This is a genomic window from Pseudomonas agronomica, from assembly GCF_025917275.1.
Lineage (GTDB): Bacteria > Pseudomonadota > Gammaproteobacteria > Pseudomonadales > Pseudomonadaceae > Aquipseudomonas > Aquipseudomonas agronomica.
In genome coordinates, this window is the sequence record NZ_JAOSHO010001072.1 from 1 (window position 1) to 395 (window position 395).

The 395-nt window shown below is 60.8% G+C and carries 1 protein-coding gene; it reads left to right on the forward strand.

Annotated features, from left to right (window positions below; all coding sequences use genetic code 11):
- A partial coding sequence (locus OC610_RS28960; RefSeq protein ID WP_264433261.1) for a DUF2442 domain-containing protein occupies window positions 1-325 on the forward strand: 325 nt, incomplete at its 5' end.
- Between the last annotated feature and the right edge of the window lie 70 nt (window positions 326-395).

A 395-nucleotide genomic window follows, 5' to 3' on the forward strand; every position in this document is an offset into this window, starting at 1 on the left:
CCCGCAAAGCGTATGGAATGAACAGAATCGGAGACGTTGCCCCATGACCTGCGAAGCCAGAATCAACAGCGTGAAGCCTGTCCCGGGCCAACGTGCATTGCAGGTGGAGTTTGCCAACGGCAAGCGCTATGACGTTGACCTACAGGCACACATCCGACAGTTCCCGGTGCTGAACCCCTTGGACGATCCGTCATTGTTCGGCACCGCCCAAGTGGGCGAGTGGGGCTTTGGTGTGCGCTGGGGGGATGGCCTGGAACTGGCCGCCGTCACCTTGCATCGATTGGCGCTGGAGCAAGCCGGTGAGGTTGCCAACCCAGTCATTTGAGCGCTGGATGTCGAGCTACAAATCCCCGCTGACGACCGTGGCCCAGACCGGCCACAGAGTGATTGGGGCT